The sequence below is a fragment of the Psychrobacter sp. NC44 genome (genome assembly GCF_904846655.1).
GTDB lineage: Bacteria > Pseudomonadota > Gammaproteobacteria > Pseudomonadales > Moraxellaceae > Psychrobacter.
Genome location: NZ_CAJHBN010000002.1, coordinates 123979 through 144616, shown reverse-complemented (window position 1 = coordinate 144616; position 20638 = coordinate 123979). Strand labels below are relative to the sequence as shown.

Annotated in this window: 17 protein-coding genes and 1 tRNA gene; 11 read left to right on the top strand and 7 right to left on the bottom strand. The window is 43.0% G+C overall.

Translation table 11 applies throughout. The annotated features are described in order from the left end of the window. The first annotated feature begins 303 nt into the window (after nt 1-303). The 8 genes from JMX95_RS01915 to JMX95_RS01880 all read left to right on the top strand — a co-directional run bounded on the left by JMX95_RS01915 (nt 304) and on the right by JMX95_RS01880 (nt 10381). Nucleotides 304-1995, top strand: coding sequence for an alpha/beta hydrolase family protein (locus tag JMX95_RS01915; protein ID WP_201559886.1), 1692 nt, complete (start codon nt 304-306; stop codon nt 1993-1995). Between the two features lie 105 nt (nt 1996-2100). Continuing rightward, nucleotides 2101-2280: a hypothetical protein gene (locus tag JMX95_RS01910; RefSeq protein WP_193009516.1), complete on the top strand. Its 180-nt coding sequence runs from the start codon at nt 2101-2103 to the stop codon at nt 2278-2280. 305 nt (nt 2281-2585) lie between these two features. Further along, nucleotides 2586-5405: a DNA gyrase subunit A gene (gene gyrA / locus JMX95_RS01905; protein WP_201559885.1), complete on the top strand. Its 2820-nt coding sequence runs from the start codon at nt 2586-2588 to the stop codon at nt 5403-5405. Between the two features lie 186 nt (nt 5406-5591). After that, on the top strand, nt 5592-6662 hold the full coding sequence (gene rarD, locus JMX95_RS01900; protein ID WP_201559884.1) for an EamA family transporter RarD: 1071 nt from the start codon (nt 5592-5594) through the stop codon (nt 6660-6662). A gap of 241 nt (nt 6663-6903) precedes the next feature. Further along, nucleotides 6904-7974, top strand: a complete 1071-nt coding sequence (gene rarD / locus JMX95_RS01895; protein WP_201553568.1) for an EamA family transporter RarD — start codon at nt 6904-6906, stop codon at nt 7972-7974. 215 nt (nt 7975-8189) lie between these two features. Continuing rightward, nucleotides 8190-8858, top strand: coding sequence for a glutathione S-transferase (locus JMX95_RS01890; protein ID WP_045444962.1), 669 nt, complete (start codon nt 8190-8192; stop codon nt 8856-8858). Between the two features lie 93 nt (nt 8859-8951). Next, nucleotides 8952-9221, top strand: coding sequence for a hypothetical protein (locus tag JMX95_RS01885; RefSeq protein WP_201559883.1), 270 nt, complete (start codon nt 8952-8954; stop codon nt 9219-9221). 32 nt (nt 9222-9253) lie between these two features. Beyond that, the gene (locus JMX95_RS01880; RefSeq protein WP_201559882.1) at nt 9254-10381 is read left to right on the top strand and encodes a ribonuclease Z; all 1128 of its coding nucleotides are present in this window, start codon (nt 9254-9256) and stop codon (nt 10379-10381) included. Between the two features lie 39 nt (nt 10382-10420). Here the strand turns inward: JMX95_RS01880 and JMX95_RS01875 are convergent, their stop codons facing one another. After that, nucleotides 10421-11383, bottom strand: a complete 963-nt coding sequence (locus tag JMX95_RS01875; RefSeq protein WP_201559881.1) for an ATP-binding protein — start codon at nt 11381-11383, stop codon at nt 10421-10423. Between the two features lie 69 nt (nt 11384-11452). Here JMX95_RS01875 and JMX95_RS01870 point away from each other — a divergent pair, with 69 nt between their 5' ends. Next, on the top strand, nt 11453-12478 hold the full coding sequence (locus JMX95_RS01870; protein WP_201539590.1) for a protein kinase domain-containing protein: 1026 nt from the start codon (nt 11453-11455) through the stop codon (nt 12476-12478). 86 nt (nt 12479-12564) lie between these two features. Here the strand turns inward: JMX95_RS01870 and JMX95_RS01865 are convergent, their stop codons facing one another. From JMX95_RS01865 to JMX95_RS01840, 6 genes are all read right to left on the bottom strand, one after another. Continuing rightward, nucleotides 12565-12990 carry a hypothetical protein gene (locus JMX95_RS01865; protein ID WP_060490678.1) on the bottom strand — a complete coding sequence of 142 codons (426 nt, stop codon included), beginning with the start codon at nt 12988-12990 and terminating at the stop codon, nt 12565-12567. Then, the gene (locus JMX95_RS01860) at nt 12987-13517 is read right to left on the bottom strand and encodes a hypothetical protein (protein WP_060490679.1); all 531 of its coding nucleotides are present in this window, start codon (nt 13515-13517) and stop codon (nt 12987-12989) included. Before JMX95_RS01860 ends, JMX95_RS01865 begins: the two co-directional genes overlap by 4 nt. 11 nt (nt 13518-13528) lie before the next feature. Beyond that, nucleotides 13529-13924 carry an outer membrane protein assembly factor BamE gene (locus JMX95_RS01855; RefSeq protein WP_201539591.1) on the bottom strand — a complete coding sequence of 132 codons (396 nt, stop codon included), beginning with the start codon at nt 13922-13924 and terminating at the stop codon, nt 13529-13531. Between the two features lie 341 nt (nt 13925-14265). Next, a tRNA-Leu gene (locus JMX95_RS01850) sits at nt 14266-14350 on the bottom strand. Between the two features lie 215 nt (nt 14351-14565). Continuing rightward, the gene (locus tag JMX95_RS01845; RefSeq protein WP_201559880.1) at nt 14566-16404 is read right to left on the bottom strand and encodes a sigma 54-interacting transcriptional regulator; all 1839 of its coding nucleotides are present in this window, start codon (nt 16402-16404) and stop codon (nt 14566-14568) included. An 83-nt stretch (nt 16405-16487) separates the two neighbouring features. Further along, entirely contained in the window at nt 16488-17897 is a 1410-nt protein-coding gene (locus JMX95_RS01840; protein ID WP_201559879.1) for a two-component system sensor histidine kinase NtrB, read from the bottom strand. A gap of 135 nt (nt 17898-18032) precedes the next feature. Between JMX95_RS01840 and rimO the strand changes: the two genes are divergently transcribed. Continuing rightward, nucleotides 18033-19637: a 30S ribosomal protein S12 methylthiotransferase RimO gene (gene rimO / locus JMX95_RS01835; RefSeq protein ID WP_201559878.1), complete on the top strand. Its 1605-nt coding sequence runs from the start codon at nt 18033-18035 to the stop codon at nt 19635-19637. Between the two features lie 228 nt (nt 19638-19865). Then, nucleotides 19866-20591, top strand: a complete 726-nt coding sequence (pyrH, locus tag JMX95_RS01830; RefSeq protein ID WP_045444979.1) for a UMP kinase — start codon at nt 19866-19868, stop codon at nt 20589-20591. The last annotated feature ends 47 nt before the right edge of the window (nt 20592-20638 follow it).

Genomic DNA, 20638 nt, shown 5'->3' with positions numbered 1-20638 from the left:
GGTGGTATTTTGGAACATCGTACAACAAAGACAAAAGCTAAGCTAGGTTTGACGCCAATACTAGCTTTACCATAGCATTAAAGATGCCATTAAATACCTGTTTTCCAGTAGCTTTTCACAATATTTTACGGTATAAGTAGTAAGGTTTAAGAAACAATTATTGAGTAAGTTTTATTGAAAATATTTGATACTTCACTGTATTCGATAAAAACCAATCGATAAAAAGAGTCTGCCATACTGAAATTTTTTATTGTCAAGGACTCTCAGCAAACGTCTGATCTACCACCGCTAAGGACAGCAACCATGATCGTATCTAAATCTACTACCGCTATAACTGACAAATCATCTAGCAGTACCCATCAATCAGTATCCATTACGACGAGCAAGCCTGTGATGCTGCGCTGCCTATTATCCGTCGCTATTGCCAGTAGCTTGCTACTCGTCGGTTGTGGCGATGACAATGACTTTGATGCTGTCATAGGCTCTGACTCTGCGACGTCAGTTAAATCAATCAGCTCATTTAACACCGCGCAAATAAATACCCAGTTTGGTCTTGATGGTACGGCAACCCCTGATGCCAAATGCGATATCAAAATCGAAAAAGTCAGCTATCCGACAGTAGGAGCCGCGGGTGAGCGTACCAACGCGACAGCAGCTTTGATGCTACCAAGTGGCGACAGTGCTGACTGTCAAGGCGATCGACCTATCTTGCTGTATGCCCATGGTACAACTACGGACAAAGGCTACGATTTTAGTCAAGTCGCTAATCCTCAAAATCCAGCCGCTGGTGAGTCGACATTAATCGCTGCCAACTTTGCCGCTCAAGGCTACATCGTCGTTGCACCAAACTATGCTGGTTACGATGAGTCTGATCTTGATTACCATCCATACCTTGTGGCTGAGCAACAAGCCACTGACATGGCTGATGCGTTAGACAGTGCCCGTACCATCATTGCAAGACAACAACGCGCTAATGATCCTGACTACACCAACCTTGATGACTCTGGTAAGTTATTCATCAGTGGTTACTCTCAGGGTGGGCATGTGGCGATGGCAACTGCAAGAATGTTCGAGAAAAATGATGAGCCTGTCACTGCCATTGCACCTTTATCAGGGCCTTATGCACTGGCAGCGTTTGGTGATGCAATATTTTCGGGTAACGTCAATATCGGTGCATCGCGTTTTGCACCGCTACTGGCATCTGGTCTCCAAAATGCGTATGGCAATGTCTATAATAGTACTGCTGATATATTCACTGCCAATTATGCAAACACACAATTACCAAGTTTATTGAGCTTTGGTGAGTTGGTCGCTGCTAATAAACTGCCTGATAATGCGCTGTTTGAAAAAGATCCTGAAAACAATCCCACGCTTGATCTTCTACCAGCGCCTACCGTTCCCTTTGCTTCTATTGGCTTCGCGGATGATAATTATCTGATCAAAACAGACTTCCGTACCGCTTATGTCGCAGATGCATTACAGAACCCTGATAGCCTAATCGCGATGACAGGAGCATCACTAGCAGCCAATCCACAAAACAACTTACGAAAAGCCTTAAAAGCCAATGATCTACGTGGATATGTACCAAAAATGCCAACTCTGCTATGTGGTGGTAATCAAGATCCAACGGTTTTTTATGACCTAAATACCAGTTCAATGGCTGCTATTATTCAAGGGAGTGTCGCACAAAATCCAGCGCTTACCGTTAACGTGACAGTATTAGATGTTGATGCGACGACAGCTGATGATCGTCCTGATAATTCTAATGTTCAACTTATTGGACAGGCGTCCATGAACCAATGGAATATTAATTCTGTGGTAACAAGTGTTCAAAGTAACTTTGTTCAAAATCTTCAACGCGTAGTAGATGCAGGAGCACAGCAAGGCATACCTGCAAGCGTTGCTGTATTGGGCAACTATCACGGCGGTCTAGTCAGTACGGCTTGTACGCAAGCCACACGTGAGTTCTTTAATCAGGAATTTAAACCTGCTTAATAGAGGTCATTTTAACCATAAAAAATAGCCTGACTATCGAAAAAACTGTATCCACTGGATGCAGTTTTTTCATGAATATCATTTAATCATCAATAAGAGAAAAATATGAAATCGATAATATTATCACTAATTGCCTGTGTCTTTATCACAGCTCCGATCAGTCAAGCACAGGCTAAGAATACACCTTGTTCGGGCAAAATGGGCGGCGTATCTCACTGCTCAAAAGATGGTAAATTTGTTTGTAAAAACGGCAAAATCAGTCAATCAAAACAAGTATGTCGTTAAAGTTGTTTTTACCCTTGTTATTAGAGTGAAAAAAACCGCTAATCAGCTGTTTTGCTTAATTTTAATAACAGCCAGACGCCCCTAAATCAGCAAATTTGTGCTAAAATAGCTTCTTTAATTGAACATTATTTTTAACAAAAACCGTATCACTATTTTCCTATTGTTTTGCACCTTTGACAGTGCTTTTTTAGGGTCTATATTCTGATAGTAGCTGCGCATTGATGCAGCTATATTTTTGTATAACCCATGAGTATCTTGAACAAACGTGTCAACATTAGAAAAACAATGTGAGTGAAGGAGTGTATATGAGCGAATCGGTCAGTCCTATTGGCATCGTAGAGGAACTAAAGCAATCCTATCTGGATTATGCGATGAGCGTGATTGTCTCGCGTGCGCTGCCTGATGTGCGTGATGGGTTCAAACCTGTACACCGCCGTGTGATGTACGCCATGCACGTGCTATCTAACGACTATAATAAGCCATATAAGAAGTCTGCACGTGTCGTCGGCGATGTCATTGGTAAATATCACCCACATGGCGATAGTGCGGTCTATGATGCCATTGTGCGGATGGCGCAAGATTTTAGTTTGCGTTATCCGATGGTTGACGGTCAAGGTAACTTTGGTTCGATCGATGATGATCCTCCGGCAGCGATGCGTTATACCGAAGTACGTATGACCAAGCTGACGCATCAGATGCTTGCTGATTTAGACAAAGACACGGTTGATTGGGAAGACAACTACGATGGTTCTGAGCGTATGCCTAGCGTCATGCCAGCGCGTGTTCCAAACTTACTCATTAATGGGGCGACTGGTATTGCTGTTGGTATGGCGACTAATATGGCGCCGCACAACCTGACAGAAGTGATTAATGCTTGTTTGGCTTATGCCGAAAACCCACAAGTATCAGCTGAAGAGTTGATGTCACACATCTCAGGTCCTGACTTTCCTACAGGCGGTATCATTTATGGTCGCGCTGGTATTTTAGATGCTTATCGCACGGGTAAAGGTCGTTTGCACATACGTGGTCGCTATCATATTGAAGCCATGAGTGATACGGGTGTCAACCGCGATCGTGAGCGTATTGTCTTTACCGAAGTACCTTATCAATCTAATAAAGCCAAAATGATTGAGCGTATCGCAGAACTCGTACGTGATAAAAAGATTGAAGGTATTAGCGAGATTCGTGATGAATCTGACAAAGATGGTATGCGTATCGCCATTGATTTGCGTCGTGGTGAGACAGCTGAAGTTATCGTTAATAACTTGTTCTTGCAAACGCCGCTCGAATCAAGCTTTAGTATCAATATGGTGGCGCTCGATAATGGTCAGCCTAAGCTACTAACTTTGCGTCAGCTGATTGCCGCCTTTGTACGTCATCGCCAAGAAGTGGTGACACGCCGTACGATTTATGAGTTAAACAAAGCGCGTGTACGTGGTCATTTGCTCGAAGGTTTGACTGTTGCGTTAGCCAATATCGACGAGATTATTGCAACGATTAAAGCGTCTGCAAACCGCGGTTTGGCACGTGAAAGCTTATTGAATAATACGTGGGGTTCAGGTAGCGTGGTGGCGATGCTGACCGCTGCTGGTAGCCAATCTGTGCGTCCTGACTATATCGAAGGCGAAGATCCTAAAGCACCATTTGGCTTGATTGAGGGCGAAGAACGTTATCGCTTATCACTTGAGCAGGTCAACGCGATTTTAGATATGCAGTTGCATCGTCTAACGGGTCTTGAGCAAGACAAATTAACCGAAGAATACCAAGATTTGCTACGTGAAATCGCTCATTTAGAGTCTATTCTTGGTGATTTTGATAAGCTAATGACCATTATCTCCAATGAGATGATTGAGATTCGTGATAACTTTGGTGATGAGCGCCGTACCGATATTATTGACTCACGTACTGACTTTAACCGTGAAGATTTGATTCCTGAACAGACGGTTGTCATGACGGTCTCGCGTACAGGTTATGCAAAAACTCAGCCGATTGATGATTATGTCGCACAAAAACGTGGCGGTAAAGGCAAGTCTGCAACCGCAATGAAAGAAGATGATGTGATTGATCATTTGGTGGTGACCTCAACGCATGCTACCGTATTGTGTTTCACGGATAGCGGTCGTGTCTTTAGCTTACGTGGTTTTGAAGTGCCGATTGCCAGTCGCGGTGCTCGTGGTCGTCCATTGGTGAATTTAATTGGCTTAAATCCTGATGAAACCGTCACTACGATACTGCCAATTCCAAAAATAGTGGAAGAATTATCGGTAAAAGGTGACGCGTTAACAGATGCTCTAATAGATGGGGATGATGATTCATTAGACGCTATCACGCAAGCAGAGCCACCTTTTGTGTTCTTTGCAACTGCCAATGGTACGGTGAAGCGGGTAGAGCTTAAGCAGTTTGCCAATATTCGCTCGAACGGCTTGATTGCGGTTGGACTAGAAGAGGGCGATAAGCTGGTCAGTGCTCGTATCACTAATGGTAGCCAAGAAGTGATGTTGTTTGCATCCAGTGGTAAAGCCATTCGTTTTGATGAAAATGATGCGCGTGTGATGGGTCGTACGGCTAAAGGTGTCCGTGGTATGCGTTTGGCGGCTAATGAGTCGATAAAATCATTGGTTGTGATCGAAGATGATGTCCGCGAAATCCTTATTGCTTGTGAAAACGGCTTTGGTAAACGTACCTTTATCGATGAGTTCAATACCCAAAATCGTGGCGGCGGCGGTGTAATTGCTATCAAAACCAGTGAGCGTAATGGTGCGCTAGTAAGAGCCACCAAGGTTGACTCTACAGACGATATTATTTTAATCTCTGACAAAGGTACGTTGGTTCGTACGCCCGTTGAGCATGTCGCTAGCTCTGGTCGTAATACGCAAGGTGTGACGCTGATTCGTTTATCAAAAGACGAGAAGCTGGTCGCTATGGCGCGTGTTGAGCATGAAGAAGGTGACGATGAGCTGGTTGATGCCATGAGAGAAGACGGTACATTTGATGTGGCAGGTCAAGAGCAGATAGATATTGATGCGGCGACTGGCAACACAGCAACGAATGACGTTATGGATATTGCTACTGACAATGAATTAGATGTTGATAGTACAGACGGTGAAAACGCAGACGACGAATAAATGTCTCAGTAGTTAGCTTTTTGATCTAGTCTTATATGATTGTTCTATAAAAAGCCTCTGACGTTATCGTCGGAGGCTTTTATTTTTTTCTGCACGTCATCTATTGTTAGAGTCTGCCTTTAAGTTTCCGCTGCTCTAATTTTTTATAAATAATGCCCATAAAGTTCTATTTTTAAGGCTGTTGTTATGCTCTCGACCAATCAAACTTTTCAAGGAACCCTTGCTTCGATATCATCGAGCTTTTTATTTTCGATGATGTTCGTGTTTGGGCTATTTATGCTGCCTTTGACAGGTACGCAGGTAGCCTCATGGCGCGTGCTCATGATGCTGCTAAGTTTGCTATTGTTGGTCAGTTTTACCAAGCAATGGCAACATGTTTTTGATTATTTGAAAACCTTAGAAACTCCGAAAGAGTGGCTGATATTTATTTTGCCCACACCGATTTTGGGTGGTCAAATTTGGCTATTTATGTGGGCACCAGTCAATGGCTTTGGTCTGGATGTCACCTTGGGCTATTTTTTGTTACCGCTGGTGATGATAGTGTTGGGTCGTTTCTTTTATCACGAGCATATGAGTGCGTTGCAGTGGGTGGCCGCGCTATGTGCAGCCTTAGGTATTGGCTATGATATCTTTCAATATGGCTCAGTATCTTGGGTAACGTTGTTTGTGTGCTTGGGCTATCCACCCTATTATCTGCTGCGTCGTAAACTGGCTGTGCCGCCTATTACAGGGCTGTTGTCTGATTTGGCTCTGTTAACGCCAGTAGTGCTCATTATGTTGTATTTTAGCGGCGGCTTTAGTACGGCAGCACAGGACATCAAGTTCTGGTATTTATTACCACTGCTAGGAGCTTTTAGTGCGCTGGCGATGTCCTTAACCATGATTGCCAGTAGCAAATTACCCGTGTCATTATTTGGGGCGCTAAGCTATGTCGAGCCTATGCTGCTGTTTGTTTTATCCATCACTGTTCTAAGTCAAAGTCTCGATGAGGGCGGCTCGCTATTTATGTATGGTATGGTAAGTTTGGCGTTACTGGTGATGATTGCTGATAGTATAAAAGGTTATCTTAAGCGCCGCCGTGACAATCATTTGCATGGCTATCGAGAGCCACAAGTGGGCGGGTTTCCGCCGCGTCGTCGTTTCATAGATCAGCGTATTGATGGGGTTTTAACCGCGCATCGTTTTCGCAAGATTCGGCGCTATCAAAAAAAGATGGATAGAATACAGCAAAAAATCGAGCAGTTGAGTGCAAAGTAAGATGCTGAATGGATAGGTGAACGCTTTAGTGAAGCAGGTGTATTGCTTATCTATTCTGACTTTGACATAATACCGACCACAAGATAAACACGATATATTCCAAGTATTTATCTCAATATTATATGATTATGTTGTAGATAACAGAGTTTATAGATCAAAAAGCCTTCGACGTCCGCGTCGGAGGCTTTTGTTTTTTTCTAAAATTGCCAAGGACGTGCGCTCATTTTTCAAGGTTGTCGTTATGCTTACCACGAATCAAACGTCGCAAGGTACCATCGCTGCAGTGGCAGCAAATTTTTTATATTCATTGCTATTCTTATTTGGTCTATTGATGCAGCCGTTGTCAGGGACGCAAGTCGCTTCTTGGCGCGTACTGATGATGCTATTGAGTCTGGTGCTGCTGATTAGTGTGCTTAAGCAGTGGCAGCATATTTTTGATTATCTCAAAACCCTAAAGTCGCCCAAAGAATGGTTTTTATTTATCATACCCACACCAATATTGGGCGCGCAAATCTGGATATTTATGTGGGCACCTGTCAATGATTTGGGGCTTGAGGTGACACTGGGTTACTTTTTATATCCAATGATTATGATTATGGTTGGTCGGTTTTTTTATAACGAAGACATGAGCTTGTTACAATGGATTGCCACCATTTGCGCAGGCGCAGGTATTGCCTATGATGTCTTTCAGTACGGCAGTATTTCTTGGGCGACTTTATTTGTTTGCTTGGGTTATCCGCCCTATTATCTACTGCGTCGTAAATTGGCAGTGCCGCCGATTACAGGGCTTATCTCTGACCTTGTTTTATTGACGCCGGTGGTGTTGATTGCTTTATATCTCAATGGCGGGTTTGCGCTGGCGATATCTACCGATAAGTTTTGGTATCTGTTGCCACTATTAGGCATTATCAGTACGGCTGCGATGTCATTGACCATGGTTGCCAGCCAAAAGCTGCCCGTCTCATTATTTGGCACTTTATGCTACCTTGAGCCGATATTTTTATTTATATTTTCCATCACGATTTTGCATCAAAGTATCGATGAGGGCGGCTCTTTATTTATGTACGGCATGATTTTTGTCGCGTTGTTGATGATGATTGTGGATAGTGCGCTTGGTTACTTGGCGCGTAAGCGTGATGACCGTTTGCATGGTTATAATGAGCCACAAGTGGGTAGCTTCCCACCACGTCGCCGTCTGAAAAACCGCCGTATTAAAGGTGTATTAACCGCGCATCGTTTCCGTAAAATTAGAAAGTATCAGCAAAAAATACATAAGATGACACGCAAAATTGAAGAGCTGCATTCAAAGTAGCACCTGCCAGCAAGTCGATATAGACCTGACTTAGCGGGCAGTATTTTTCGTCATTACTCTACACAGTTTCTGTGTTAAAGAGGCATTAATTACGCTATTATCGATAGCATTGCTGCCACGCTTAACAACGTTTATTAATGGAATGCGTGGCACCAACTATACATATTATGACTTATTCACACGATAACTTATTCACATTATAACTAGGATGGTTTATGTTACACCTTCATCATTTAGCAAATTCGCGATCATTTCGTATTATTTGGCTGTTAGAAGAGCTTGGCGTCGATTATCAATTGACTTGCTATGAGCGCAATAAAGCATACCGTGCGCCTGACAGTTTAAAAAAAATACATCCGCTCGGTCATGCACCCATGTTAGAAGTAAATGACCGTGTGCTCATCGAATCAGGTTTTATTATCGAATACTTGTTGAAGCATTATGATAGCGAGAAACAGTTCAAGCCTGCCGATGATAATGAAGCGGCGTGGGAGGCTTACACGTTTTGGTTACATTTCGCTGAAGCATCAGTGATGCCGCCATTGGTCATGCGTTTGGTATTTACCAAAGTGGTTGAGCAGTCGCCCATGCTCATCAAGCCTGTGAGCAAAAGCATCCGCAACCAAGTCGAAAAAAATATGATAAGCAAAAGTCTAGATGCTATATTGGCGATGATGGAGCAGCATTTGCAAGACAATCATTGGTTTGCAGGGGCCGAATTTAGTGCCGCTGATATCCAAATGCATCTTGCGGTTGTGGGTGCCAATGCTGGTACAGGATTAGATAGCAGTAAATATGCCAATATCTTAATTTGGCTAAAACGCTGTGAGGAGCGTGATGCCTTTAAGCGTGCAGAAGAAAAGGGTGGTCGTTTGCAGTTCTAAAAGCGGCGGATTTAATCGTTCATAAATAACTAATTTGATATTAAAATAAAAGGTTTTGTTTATTCATAGACAAAACCTTTTTTAGGATAAGAAATGACAGACTTAAATAAATCGCATAACAAGCATACTGATGTCGATACTGACATTGCTGCTAAGCCCGCGCTTGATACTACTGCTGACAATGTGAACCATCAGCAGGTATCCATTAAAGCATGGTCACAAAAATTGCTCGTGGTTATACTATGTATTGCCAGCTTTTATGGCGGCTGGAAATCTTATGAGTCCAATATGGTCAGTGAATGTACGGCCAATGGTGGGCAGATGGTTGCAGCGCAAAAAACCATGATGTGCCAATTGTCATAGCAGATAAGTATCATGTGTAAGAGGGGCAATCTATGTTGAAGCTGACTTTTTTGGGTACCTCTGCTGGTGTGCCAACCAAACAGCGCAATGTGACAGCACTGGCGATTGAATGTCTTAATCCTTATTTATCTAGCGCACAGCAAGGCAATCAACCACAGAATGCCAATCAAAATAAAAAGTCGCGCCCATGGCTATTGATTGATTGCGGTGAAGGCACACAGCAGCAACTGTTACATACAAAGCTCTCTTTGAATCAACTAGCTGCTATCTGTATCACCCATGTGCATGGCGATCATTGTTATGGTCTGCCAGGACTGTTGGCGAGTGCCGCCATGTCAGGACGCCGTGAGCCGCTGACCCTCATTGCCCCAAAAGCAATCAAGACATTGCTCGAAGCCATTACCTTAACCACGGAATTGTATTTACCTTTTGCTCTCAATTTTATAGCGATTGAAGAGGTGCTATCTGAGCAAAGTGATACAAGCAAGATAAATATTCGCTTAAGCGACCAACATCAGCTTGATATCGATATTACGCCGCTAGCACATCGGGTTGCTTCTCATGCATTTGGTATCACGCAGACTATCCATCATCGCACGCTTGATACGGATAAACTGCTGGCGCAAGGTATTCCTGCAAGCGCACTATGGGGTAAATTGCAGCAAGGTCATGACGTTATCACTGAAGAGGGTCAGCAGTTATATACAGCCGATTATGTCAATGATGATTTATCACGAACGCGAGTAGTGGTGGCTGGTGATAACGATACGCCAGCGTGTCTCACTGCGGCGTTGGTTGATACGGATTTATTGGTGCATGAAGCGACGTATACGCATGAGGTGTTGACTAAGATTCAAGGCAAAAATCCAGAGTTTGATCCAATGCATAGTAGTGCACAATTGGTGGCTGATTTTGTGGAAAAAAGTGGTGTAAATAATTTAATTTTGACTCACTTTAGCGCGCGTTATCAGGGTTTTGATAATCCTAATAGCAAGACGCCAAATATGGCATACATTCGTTTAGATGCTGAGAGCGTTTACAAAGGTAATCTATGGCTAGCCGCAGATTTTGACCAATATATGGTCGATGGTGCCGTTGATTTGGCAGATATTAATGAAAATAACCGCGTACAATATCTGGGTTCTGCACGCGGTCGTTAAGCACTGAGCGTCATCATAAAAATAACTTTTAATGAAGCTTTACAATGGACTGTCTTCAGCTGCTAATCGTGTCTGTCCTATCCAGTAGCGGCTAAACTGATACGCCACTCGTCCTGAACGTCCACCGCGCTCTGATGCCCAGCGCAACGCTGCTGCTCTGATGTTATCAGGTAGCGTCTTATTTTTTTCTTCACTATTACTTTCTTTAACGTCATTCGCATTATCTAGATGGCGGTTTGGCGAAAGTGATAAATAATGGCGCACGATGTGCAAATAGGTGTTTTGATCCATTGGATGAAAGGACAACCAAAGCCCAAAGCGATCAGACAGCGATACCGTCTCATCAATGGTTTCATAAGGATTGACCTCATCGGTTTGACCATTATAAATATTGACATTGTCTTTCATTAGCTGAGGCAATAGATGACGGCGATTACTGGTCGCATAAACCAACAACTTGTCTTGCTCTGAGTCTAGCGAGCCGTCCAATACGCTTTTTAACGTCCGATAACTCTCGTCTTGACCGTTAAACGCCAAGTCATCACAGTACACCACATAGTGACAACCACACTCGGTCGGCAGTGCATTAATGACGGCGCGTATCTTATCAAGCACTCGCAGGTCATCACGGGCAATTTCAATAATGCGTAATCCTTCACTATGATAGGCTTGTAGCAATGCCCGAATCAGCGATGATTTGCCAGCACCACGTGTCCCTGTCATCAAGACATGATTGGCAGGATAGCCCTTTAGAAATTGTCGTGTGTTTTGTACCAGTTTTGCCTTTTGCGTATCGATACCATGCAAATCATCTAAACTTAAAAATAAGTTCACTGCCAATGGCTCCAAATGTCCATTATGACCACCGACCCAGCGATAGGCGAGCTGTGCAGGATCAATCTCGATAGTGGGCGTGACTTGCTCTTGTAAATACTGTCCAAGTAAATCCAATAAATGGTCGGGTAGGGCGTAATTCTTAACAGGCTTAGTGGATTGGGGCATAATACTCAGTCGCTCATAAAAATTAAAATAACGTGTGGCATACTAGACGTATAAAGGCTTCACTTTACCATGAAACATAATGCCAGTAATTCCTCTAATGCAAAAGCGTGTGCAAAACAAGCATTACAAATGCAAGCACAGCAAATGTTGCCAACATTGACTGCGTTATTCTCAAGCCTGAATTATAACGATATTTCGCATCAACGACTCAGCCAGCAAAGTAACAATAATAACGAGAATGACTACCAAGGCTTGACGCGTGCCCAGCATCTACAGTTTGGTCGAGTGATGATTAAATGGCAGTTAACGGCTGCTAGCAATCAAAATTTGGCGGGCTTAACCCATGAAATCGGTATTCTAAAATCTATCAATAATTTATCAGCCAATCAAAAGAGATTTCAAGACAGTCTTTTTGCTATTGCTCCGCCAATGCTCGCTTATGAAACTTTAAGGGTACAGGTATTAGATCCGTTTTCGCAGCTGACGATACTTACCATGCCATATTATCTCAGTGGTAGCTTAGCAACTCAGCTTAATATTCGAAATCATTCGTTATTAAATTCTCAACGAAAGCATCATTTTATGGTGCAATCTGCGCACCTTATCGCTACTCTACATAGCGCTGGTTGGCTACATAATGATATTAAGCCCAGTAATATTTTGCTAGATGATTTTTTGCCAAATCATGCGGATGATAGCTGTATCAAGGCTGATTTATTGTTAAACGATTTTGCCTTAGCTAAGCCAATTAGTAAATCAATAGAGACTAGTCTTGCTGGTACACCAGCGTATCTTGCCCCTGAACGCTGGCAAAGTAAGAGTCAGAGTGCGACAGTGCAAAGTGATATCTATGCGTTTGGTATTATGATGGTTGAAATACTAACAGGCAAGCGACCGTTTCAGATATGTGCTAACAGTAATGACAAATTAAAAGCATGGGCGATTCAGCATTGCCAACAGCCTATTCCAACCTTACCGTTAGAATATAGTCACTATCAAGGTATCATTAATAAAGCATTGGCAAAGCGGGTGGAGAGAAGGTATCAGAGTATGGAAGAGGTGTTGAAGAGTTTAGAGCAATTACGAATTTACTAAGAGTACAGTTTTATGTGGAAGGAGTTAAATAAAAAACCCACTATTTAGTGAGTTTTTTTTATTTTTAATGGTTAGGATATTATGTTTTACTCTACAGCATTATCTGATAAGAAAAGCGACTTCGATAAAGATGAGAAGAAATCTTGATATATTTTAGGATTCTCAATTGGCTTTAGGTTGTACTGAGCGTTAGCTCTAACGATTACAGACTTGCTAGAAGAAGACGGTCTCGCGGTTACAGTCATTCTAACCTTGTTGCCATTATACAATCTCGTCGCTGAAACAGTACCAAGGTCGGTATCAGCCTTATCAATTACAAAGCTCAAATCCTGTAACGTTGATATGACATTTCTAACAACTACAGTTTTATCACTAGTATCAAAAGATCTAGTTTGCATACTACGTAATTCTACTTGATTGTCAGCGCCTAAAATTCTGGCATCATGAGTTGTAGCGCAACCAGTAATCAAAGTTAGACAAGCTGCGAATAAAGCTATTTTTAATGTATTCATATTTTTTGAGCCTCTAAGAATACTGATTTAGATAGTTTGTTAAAGAATTCAGCATATAGCTCTTCTGTTTTCATTGTTTCGGCTTTGGTTACCTGTCCTTGTGTATTCGTCACAATGCGTTGAAAAGTAGCTCTAGCTAAATAACCATTTTTATTGTTTTTAGACGGTAATGTTACGAAACTAACTTTTATCTGTTGCTGGCTATCAATCGACATGTTTCCGCCACCAAGTACCGCTAGTAATACAGCACCCGCTATCTGCGCATTGTTAGTAGCATCTACAGTTTTAGATGCGGTCACAACACCTGATTTTGTCTCTGTTTCATCTATTGAATATCCCATGTCTTGTAACACAGCTACCCCAGCCGAAAGAAGCTCTACCTCGTTGCTTGTTTCAAAAAATCTCGATTGCATTTGTCGATCTTGTAATGAGGTCTCTGCTACTTGAAATAAGTTTTCTGGTGGAGTGGTTGCACAGCCTGTTATTCCTAAGGCACAAGCAACAAATATATATTTCAGTTTTTTCATTTAGCTGGCCTTTAGAATTTTGAGGAATGGTATGCAAAGTCTCTTACCAAGTTTTGCTCATCAAATTTTATTATGATAGTCAGCGTTCTTTGTGATCTAGACGATGCTCCTGAGCTAGTCTGGCCACCAGCTAAAACAGCAAATACCCAGCCTGTACTTGATGACTGCACGGTATCTGTTGCTACCTTATCGTAAACCCAAACTTCTCTTCTTTTGTCGTCAGTAGAAACCATATTTGGTGAGCCAAGCGCCTGCAACACATCTGCGCCACTCATTCCAACTTTAATCTGTTTTTGAACAACCCCTACAGAGATGTTTCCATTGTTTTGGACTTGGGCAGCATGCTCAGATGCTGAAACACAACCAACCAATGATAGGGCAGCCAACAAGGCAACTATAGTTTTCATTATCTTTCCTTTTGGACTATCAATAAACTTAACTCTTTTATTTAAGTATGATGTTTATAGAATATCTCATACCTAAGCCTGTCAAGGGTAATGTAAACAAAAAGTTAACTAATGTAAACAATTAGTCGTTAGTATTACTAATTAATTATAAATATTGTTTTATTGTAATTATTAGATGGGTGTGGGTTTTTATTCCAAAATACTAATCTGGTATTAAAGAAAAGCGAAGGAGATCTGAATTAGTTTTGAAGTGAGTGTTTGTTTTCCGACAAAATACAGACACAAAAAAACCTGCTAAAAAGCAGGCTTTGATATTTGGTCTAAGATGTACTATCCGAAAATGGTGGGGCTGGAGAGACTCGAACTCTCACACCTTGCGGCGCCAGAACCTAAATCTGGTGCGTCTACCAATTCCGCCACAGCCCCATTTTCCGTTACTCTATCATTATTAGCGTTTAAACTCAAACACAATATAGACAGTTAACTGATTCGGTAGTGCGTCTCAGTGGTTGGCTATTATATAGAGTTTGAAACGTTTGGCAACCCCTATTTGCAATTATTTTTAAATATTTATCATTTATTTTCACTTATTTTTATAAGCTATTGATATGAATGGTATTCATGTTTATGAGTTTGCGCCTTTAATAACGATTATTTTGCCCTTCTGCTGAAGAAATATCTAATTGCTGTAATTTACGTGTCAGGGTATTGCGCCCCCAACCGAGTAAATTAGCAGCAGCGATCTTTTTGCCACCACTATGGTTGAGCGCTGCCGTCAATAAAACGCGTTCAAACTCAGGGGTTGCCGTCTGCAAGATATCGGTTTCTCCTGTTTGTAGAGATTGCTCAGCCCAAGCAGCCAATGCTTGTTGCCAACTTGAACTGTGGGAATGAGGGCGTATTTGCTCATTGTGAGTCATAGCTTGTGTAGGCTGACTTTGCTCTTGATACGCTTCTAAATCAGACGAGATATTTTCAAGCAGCTCTGGTGGCAAATCATCCACCATCACGGTGTCGCCTGTGGCCATCACCGTCAACCAAAGGCAGACATTCTCAAGTTGGCGGACATTGCCACGCCACTCAAAAGCCTGCATGATGTGTAGCGCTGTCGGATGCAGCTGTTTCTCTGCACTGTTCATCTGTTCAGCAGCCCGCTGCATAAAGTAATGGGCTAATGCTGGAATGTCTTCAGGTCGTGTCCGTAATGGCGGCAACGGCAAGCGAATTACATTGAGGCGATAAAACAGATCTTCACGGAATTTGCCTTGTTTGACCAGTTCTTCTAAGTTTTGATGAGTAGCGGCAATGATGCGTACATTCACTTTGACCGGCTGCTGTCCACCGACGCGAAAAAACTCACCATTGGCCAGTACTCGTAGCAGCCGAGTTTGGGTGCTATAAGGCATATCGCCAATTTCATCTAGAAATAATGTCCCACCATCCGCTTGCTCAAAACGCCCTTGTCGCGTCGTCGTCGCACCAGTAAACGCCCCTTTTTCGTGACCGAATAATTCAGATTCAATCAAATCATGTGGAATGGCGGCCATATTTAGGGCAATAAAAGGTTGCTGGTGACGCGGTGAATGCTGGTGCAACGCACTGGCGACCAATTCTTTACCCGTACCTGATTCACCAGTAATCAGGACAGTAATGGGTGAGTGTGCCAGTCTGCCAATGGCACGAAACACCGTCTGCATCGCTTGAGATTGTCCAATGATGCCACTTGGATTGTCATTGGCGCTGATGGCAGGTTTAACTTTGATTTTAGGGCTGGATGTTTTATTGGTTTTGCTGACCAGAGTAGCCTTGCTAGCAAGCTTGGGTCTGGTATCAGGTTTTACCTGCATATTGGGCAAAGTACTTGATGAATTTTTGGTAATGGTCTTCGGAGTAGGTTCAGGAGTAGAGTTTGCTGCCGCCGCTGCCAGCATATTGGGCTGATAATTAATGGCTTTATAAATCGTGACGACTGCATCATCTAAGTCAAAAGGTTTTGGCAGATATTCAAAAGCACCTGTTTGATAGCTATTAATAGCAGAGGTGAGGTCAGAATGCGCCGTCATAATGACAATAGGCAGCTTAGGGAAATGCTCATGTACCCAGTCACTAAAAGACAACCCGTCCATCATGGGCATACGAATATCAGTCAATATCACATCGGGCAACTGAGCGGCTGATTCCTGCTGTTGCAAAATATCGTTGAGGCGTGTCCACGCCGCTTGCGCTTGGGTAAAGCTGATAACCGTCAATCCTGCGTCTTCAAAAGTATCTGCCAACACCAAACGCAGGGCTGCATCGTCATCGATGAGCCATAACGTTGCAGGGTTAGTATTAGGTGCATTATTGACCGTTACTTTTGTAGCTTGGTTATCAGGTTCTCGTTTATCAGACTCTCGGTTACTAGACTCTTGATTGTCTGATGTTTGGGCAGAGCCTTGATTGTCGCTGTTAGATGTGGCGTGGTCATTATATGCAGTCATTTATCAGGCCTAATAAGCAAGTGATTCAGGGTGATTGTTTCATAGGTTAGGTCATGGTTTCTAAGCCTTGGGTACTGGCTATTTTAAGCATGGTGCGCTGGCTGATTGAAAGGCAAGTACAGCGTAAAACTGGTGTGTTGGTGGTTGTAGTCATTTTTGACACTGTCGTTAAGGTTTTTTGATTGTTGGGAGCTCACGTCAATCATACCATGGTGATGACTGATGATATCTTGCACGATAGACAATCCTAGCCCCGTCCCTGCGGCACGGCTGGTCACCATTGGGAAAAATATCTGTCCGATCAATGCTGGATCAATGCCTGAACCGTTATCGGTAATGTTGATTTGTAGCACTTGCTTGTGCTGTTGCCCAGCAATGGTATGTTGAAAGGCAATGCGGGTTTGAATGTGCAGTGTTGGCTTATAACTGGTGCTGTCCTTATTACTCGTTTGTGAAGTGACAGGTTGTTGCACCTTAGTAGGCTCGGACAACTCTCTTTGCTGCAGCGTTTGCTCAAACTCAGTCATCGATTCACAGGCATTATTAATCAGATTTAAAAACACTTGTATCAGCTGATCTTTATCAGCGCATAACTCAGGCAATGACAAGTCATAATCGCGCTGTAGCGTCACTTGCGGATATTGATTGACGACCAAAGATAAAACATGCTCCAGTGGCTCATGGATATTTAGCGTTTGCCAATTTGGTAATTGATTGGAGCCAAGGAATTTCCCAATAAGATGGGTTAGACGGTCCGTTTCTGAGATGATGATATCAGTATAATTGCGCAGTTTTTCAGCCGTTTTTTGCAGATGGCTATTCGGGTTTACCATAGGGTTTGTGCCAAGAATAGCAGGAGGAGCACTATTAAGAGGCGAGGCGTCACTGAATTTGATGAATTGCCGCTGTAATAATTGCGCCGCCCCGCGAATACCGGCAAGCGGATTTTTGATTTCATGAGCGACCGAGCGCAGCATATGACGGGCAACATTATATTGTTGCTGCTGGCGTTGTTCCTCTGATATGCGACTTTGGCGATCCTTGCCCCACATCTCAATAATAAAATAAGGTTGCTGCTCATAAATGACAGGGGTCACGCTATAATCGACTGAGAATGATAAATTACCATTTAGCGGTGTGCTGATAAGGTGATCATGATCGATAAAGGGTTGTTGATACTGCTTTGCTTGCTGAAATCGTTCTTTTAAAGAGCAAGTTTGTTCATGGATATCTTCACCACTACTTTTATCGACAGTTATATGGTTATCACTGTCATGATTGCTATCGGCTGATTTCAATGCTTTGGATGCAAGCAGTGTCAATATAGACTGACCCAGTAAGCGTCCACTACTAATAGCAAGTAGTTGTTCGGCTTGGGCATTTAGCCAAGTGATCGATAAATCATCATTGATCCATAAAATAGCGGTGAACAAATGCTGTGACATGAATGCTAAGTCAGGTGTCGGTTTTACGGTTGTCAAATGGGTTGTCATGGCTATTGCCTAGAATAAAAGAAGACGCGATATAATATTTAACCATAAATCAACACTATAGAGCGGCAAAACTGGCGATTTTTGCAAAAAAAACGTACAATGCGCACAGCCAATTTATCTCTAGCAAGGTCAGCCATGCCCAACACTTCTACCGAGTCGGTTAATACGACTGTTACTACCTCACCGTCAACTTCTACGCCAACAGATTCTATGTTAAAAGACACTGTCACCGTTTTTAATCCTGCCAAACCAAATATAGCACAAGACAATCAGGCAGATGTTAGTCAAGCAAATACTAACCAACCTTACCATCATAGAGCCAATCACAATCAAAACCGTAGCATTGAGCAAAGTAGTGATGTAACGACTGCCAATGCGACTGCTACGATGCCAGTTAGTGCAGCGCCAAAGATTGGATTTGTGTCGCTTGGTTGTCCAAAAGCCTTGGTCGATAGTGAGCGCATTATCACTGAGCTTAGCCGTGATGGTTATCAAGTGGCGAGTGATTACGAAGGTGCAGATCTAGTTGTCGTGAATACTTGCGGTTTTATTGAGTCAGCAGTACAAGAGTCGCTTGATGCCATCGGCGAAGCGATTAGCAAAAACGGTAAAGTCATCGTCACAGGTTGCTTGGGTAAAGAAGCAGATAAAATCCGTGAAATGCATCCCGCTGTATTGGCAGTAACTGGCGCTCATGCTTATGATGAGGTCATTAGAGCCGTTTCGCTGCATGTGCCCAAGCCTGACCGCAGTCAGGACGCTGGTTATGATCCAAAGATAGATTTGATTAATGAGGCGGGTATCAAATTGACCCCAAGCCATTATGCTTATCTAAAAATATCAGAAGGTTGCAACCATCGTTGTACTTTCTGCATTATTCCAAGCTTACGTGGCGATTTGGATTCACGTCCGATTGATAGCGTCATGAATGAAGCACTGGCGCTGAAAAATGCTGGCGTGAAAGAATTGCTTATTATTTCGCAAGATACCTCTGCTTATGGACTGGATTTGAAATATAAGACCAGTTTTTGGAATGGCATGCCGCTGAAGTCGAAGTTTTATGACTTGTGCCAAGCCTTAAATGACTTAGGCATTTGGGTGCGCTTGCATTATGTCTATCCATATCCGCATGTCGATAAAGTGGTTGAGCTAATGGGCGAGAAGAAGCTACTGCCTTATCTCGACATTCCGTTTCAACATGCCAGCCATCGCATCCTAAAAGCGATGAAACGCCCAGCGCATAGCGAAAACACCTTGGCGCGTATCCATGCATGGCGTGAGATTTGCCCTGATATCGTCATTCGCTCAACCTTTGTGGTGGGCTTCCCTGGCGAGACAGAAGAAGATTTCCAATGCTTGCTTGATTGGTTAGTAGAAGCTCGCCTTGATCGCGTTGGTGCGTTTACTTACTCAGAAGTCGAAGGCGCAGTGGCTAATGACCTGCCAAATCATGTGCCAGAAGAGATTAAGCAAGAACGCTATGAGCGTTTGATGACGCTGCAACAAGACATCTCAGCGCAAAAGCTACAAGAGAAAGTCGGTAAAACCTTGATGGTATTGGTCGATGAAATCGATAGTGAAGAGGGTGTTGCAATTTGTCGTAGCTATGCTGACGCACCAGAGATTGACGGTCATGTCTACGTTGATGAGATTACCGCTCAAGTTAAAGTCGGACAATTCCTAACGGTTACGATTGACGACGCTAGCGAATATGATTTGTTTGCCAGTTACAAAGGCTAAGCAGTCACTGTAGCTGATTAGTCACTGTAATAGACGCATGAAAATTGCCCAATTGCGGGCAGTTTTTGCTACAATTAGCGCAATTTAGCCTTTTTACACGTTTGTCATCAGTTGCGGTGCTTCCTATATAGTACCTCGGTGATGACACTTCGAGTAAATTCGAAGGCAAACTCTATTTGTGTTTTACCGCTCATTTTAATTATAATTTAATGCTAACAAGGTGACCTCATGTCTGACAAAAACCCGCGTTACTCTCGTATCTTGCTGAAACTCTCTGGTGAAGCCTTAGCTGGTGGCAAAGAGATGGGAATTGATAGCGAAGTGCTCGATAAGATGAGCTTGTCTATCGCCCATTTGCGTGGTCTTGGTGTTCAAGTCGGTATCGTGGTCGGCGGCGGTAACTTATATCGCGGCGCGCAGTTGCAACAAGAAGGCTTAGTCGGCCGTGTGACTGGTGATCAAATGGGTATGTTAGCAACCGTTATGAATGGTCTGGCGATGCGTGATGCGCTTGAGCGCCGCAATATTAAAACCCGCCTGATGTCAGCCTTGCCAATTGGTGAAGTGACCGAAAGCTATAGCAGCCGCAATGCCATTCGCTATCTCAAAAATGGCGAAGTATGTATCTTTGTTGCTGGTACAGGCAATCCTTTCTTTACCACTGATACGGCAGCTTGCTTACGTGGTATCGAGATCGAAGCGGGCTTGATTCTAAAAGCCACCAAAGTTGATGGCGTTTATGACAAAGACCCAAGCTTACATGATGATGCAGTTAAATATGATGGTTTAACGTTTGATGAAGTATTAGAGCAAAAACTTGGCGTGATGGATTTAACTGCCATTGCCTTATGCCGTGAGCACAACGTGCCGCTACAAGTGTTTGATATGACCAAGCCTAATGCGTTATTAAACGTCATCATGGGCGAAAATGAAGGCACACGCGTTTATCACTGATTTGCCTGAACGCTCTAAATATTAATACGAGAATACCAGTTATTAAA